A 3,416-nucleotide genomic window follows, 5' to 3' on the forward strand; every position below is an offset into this window, starting at 1 on the left:
AGACACGACAGCGCATGCGCCCGGTTCACTTCGCGCGAATGATGGATTCCCTTGCTTCGAATCTCCTCGATGACCGACCGATCCTTCTCGGTCAAATGCAATTCGGTCTGGCGCATGAGAACTCCTTCGTAACCCCAACGGGGATAGACGGAGTGTATGCATGTTCCGTTATTTACGTGTCATTGTACTAGTGGCTCATGCGGCGCACCTTTGCTTGCCACCGGCACACCGTCCAGGGACCACGTCATGTCTCCTGCTGCGCAGAGCAATTCGAACGTGTGCGAGCCTGCTACAAGCCCGGTGGACCCTGGTGCCCCCTCCAAATCGAGGGTAATTCCGTTCCGATCAATGAATATCTCTGAACTGAAGTCGTCGCGGTGGAAGAAGAAACTTAGCTCGGCAAAGTCTTGGACGGAAGTAAAAGGGGCACCGATGTTGACAACGACGGTCAGCTTGAACTCCAGCGGCACAAGCTGCGTGGTCCTGGCCCCGGCGCCGGTCGTCAGAGCTAAGTCAATCCCCGCGCTCCCGCCGCTGAGGAGAAAGTCCGAGGCAAGGAAAAAGTCGAAGTCGGTATAGGTGTGCCCCGAATCGCTGACGTGCGTCGACAGGTTCCCGCTACCGGTGAAGTCGTCTCGAAAAAGAACGGTCATATCAATCTCAGGTTCTTGAGCCTGTGGGTGCCGGTGACCCCGAATGTGGCCGCGATGTCCACCGGAGGGTTCGTGAAGATCGTCCAGTCCGTGCTACTCAGATTCGAGTTCGCCCGCTGGCGGGTGACCATCGTGAAGACCGTGGGGTCGTCCGAGCTACCGGGAAAGCTGATGTGCTGGAGAACATCAGGCTTGAGCACTTGCGGCACGCACAACACGAACAACCCGTTGAAATACCGGTAGTTCATGTAGTTCCAATCGTCGGACGAGGCCCACAACGTGTCGGGCTGTGGGTAGCTCGGGAACTGGCCGGCGAACGGACCCTGGGTCGTGACCGTCGTCCCACCCGTTGACGTTGCGAACCCGGGCCTGAACGCGATGCGCGGCGTGCCTGCTGGATTGGTGGTCTTCAGGTCCACCCACTGGTCTCGCGCCCACAGTCGGTAGGTGAATTCGTTGAGGGTCACTGTGCTCGTGCCCTGCTCTGCGGCGGTGCCGGCTGACCAAGGGAACGCAAGGAGCTTTTGCACGGTCTCGGCGACGTGACCGCCCTGGATGACCACCACCTGGTTCTGGGCGTCGATCAGCCTGATCAAGTGGTTCTTGACATCGCGGCCGTACGTGCCGATACCGTCCATGGTCCCGCCCGTCCCGGCCGAGTTCGTGGTCCGGGTGCCGGTCCAGTTGCCGTTCTCGGCGGAGTTCAGGATGTCGTAGGTCAGCCCGCCCAGGGTCAGCGTGATCTTCCGGTTGTCGGAGATCGTCCACTCGAACAACTCGCTGCTCGTGGAGTCCGTCAGCGAGAACGTGAAAAGGTCGTGCTGAAAGGTGTTGATCGTGCCCGAGGCATCGATCACCGCGTTCACCTGGGTGTCGCCATCCCAGCCCACGTCGACGATCATCGGGAAGCCCGAGTACCCGCCGATGAACGACGCCGTTTGATCCAGGGTCGTCGAGGTCGGGGTCGTCGCACTGATGACGTTCGTGGTGCTCGATCCCACCGTCTGCTGGAAGACCGAGACCCCGCCGGTGGCCGTGTCCACCAGCAGGTGGCCATGCCAGTAGTGCGGCAGGGGCCGGGTGGCGTCCCTCAGTCGATGGTGGAACGCGCCCCAGTAGCCGATCTTCACCAGGCACTGGGTGCCCGAGGCATTGCTGATCGCGTGCATCACGCACGGCGGAATCCACGTCCTGAACGTCATGCCGTGGGTGTCGCTCTTGACCGCGGTCACGACGTTGAACTGCGAGTCCAGGGTCGTGCAGTCGAAGCTGGCGATGAACGTCCAGGCGTCGGTGATCGGTGCACCCCACTGCCGCTTCCAGAACTTCAGGATCGCGTGGGTCACGTCGAACGTGCAGCACCACAGGACCTTGCTGCTGTCCGCCCCGAAGCGACAGGCGGTCATCACCGCACTGGCCGTGCCCTCTGGCGCACCCGCCACCTTCTTGCCCCGGAAGTAGATGCTGCCACCGAGCGTGAACCCCGTGTCGATGTCGGGCACGGTGTCGCACACTAGGATCGCGCCGTCTGCGCCCACCCACTCGAAGCGGCGATGGATCTGCGCGCTGTAGTGCGGCTCGCCGGTGAGCACGTCGAAGTTCAGGTACTGGAGGCGGCTGTTCTCATCGAACAGCGAGGACACGTCCGTGCTGATCCCGCGCTTCAGGCTCTTGATCACTCCGTCCTTGACCTTGGCGACTACCCCGCCAGTGGTCGGCGATGCTCCGGAGGGCACCTGGGTGCCCAGCGGTGGATTGATCGCCACCCCGGTCGCCGGGTCTTTGAACGGCTTGCCCCAGCCCTTGAACGCGATCTCGTTGGCAGGGATGCTGTAGAGGCCTGTGAGCGGGGGCACCGCGACCACAGGCGCGGCGGCCTGGTAGACGTTGATGAACTCGCCGTTGCGCTCCGTGAGCACGCCGTCGCGCAGGCGGTGCGAGACCGTGCGCTCGCCAGGCTGACTCATCCACTCGGCCGTCTGCGCCGCAGGACCCGACCAGCCGTCGCGGTACTTGACTGGCATTCCGCTTAGGTCGTCGGCAGCGTGATGGACGCCGCGTCGATGGGCTGTGCGACACCGGCCTCGAGGCTCAGGCTCGGCATGGTCATGTCGGCGCCCGACCCCGACGTGCCGCACGTGCCCTGCAGACGCTTCTGCGTGGTGCTCAGGGTGCCATCGTCGCCTGGAGCCACCCAGCGCCAGTAGCCTGCGGTGCCGCTGGCGGCATTCACGCCGCTCCACGTCTCGGAGGACGTCTTCGGGATGGCGCCGCTCGCCGCCGCGCCCAGCGTCAGGCCGGTGCCCGTGCCGTCCACACTGATCGTGCACAGCAGCGTGCCCGTCACGGCCTCGTCGGCGCTCGCAGGCGGCGCACCCGTGAGATCATCAATCTCATAGATTTTGATGAAGCCCAAGTTCAGCGCGGCCTTGAGCGAGCCGGTGTCGAGCAGCGCGTTGCTCAGGCCGGTGGAGACTTGGACAGTCATGGCGATTCCTTACGCGGAGGCGAGGGAGAGGGCCCCGGTCACGCGCAGGACCGAACCCTCGTCGAGAACCTTCGGAGAGGCGAAACGCACGGCGCTTGGGATCACGCCCGTGGTAGAGCCCCAGGGCTGCGACGACGAGATGACGGCGCCGTAGATGGTCTTTGGCGCGGTGAAGGTGAACTCTGCCTTCGCAGCGCTGTTGTCCACCTGGCCGTTCACGACCGCGCCAGTAATGAACGGCACGCGATTGGTTGGCGTGTAGCTGGTGCTCTCCG

Annotated in this window: 4 protein-coding genes; all 4 read right to left on the reverse strand. The window is 63.6% G+C overall.

Annotated elements, in window-relative coordinates; all coding sequences use genetic code 11:
* Positions 1 to 179: 179 nt before the first annotated feature.
* Positions 180 to 653: a hypothetical protein gene (locus tag AC1DY5_RS47995; RefSeq protein ID WP_478121393.1), complete on the reverse strand. Its 474-nt coding sequence runs from the start codon at positions 651 to 653 to the stop codon at positions 180 to 182.
* Entirely contained in the window at positions 650 to 2,677 is a 2,028-nt protein-coding gene (locus AC1DY5_RS48000; RefSeq protein ID WP_478121394.1) for a hypothetical protein, read from the reverse strand. The genes AC1DY5_RS47995 and AC1DY5_RS48000 overlap by 4 nt, the downstream gene beginning before the upstream one ends.
* A gap of 5 nt (positions 2,678 to 2,682) precedes the next feature.
* Entirely contained in the window at positions 2,683 to 3,141 is a 459-nt protein-coding gene (locus AC1DY5_RS48005; protein WP_478121395.1) for a hypothetical protein, read from the reverse strand.
* Positions 3,142 to 3,150: 9 nt separating this feature from the next.
* Positions 3,151 to 3,416: hypothetical protein (locus tag AC1DY5_RS48010; RefSeq protein WP_478121396.1), on the reverse strand; the 266-nt coding region annotated here is incomplete at its 5' end.

The sequence above is a fragment of the Variovorax sp. P4_D9 genome (assembly GCF_056401695.1).

Bases quoted from the DNA above. Each gene is read 5' to 3' on its own strand.
- AC1DY5_RS47995 (WP_478121393.1), bottom strand. From the start codon at position 653: ATGACCGTTCTTTTTCGAGACGACTTCACCGGTAGCGGGAACCTGTCG.
- AC1DY5_RS48000 (WP_478121394.1), bottom strand. From the start codon at position 2,677: ATGCCAGTCAAGTACCGCGACGGCTGGTCGGGTCCTGCGGCGCAGACG.
- AC1DY5_RS48005 (WP_478121395.1), bottom strand. From the start codon at position 3,141: ATGACTGTCCAAGTCTCCACCGGCCTGAGCAACGCGCTGCTCGACACC.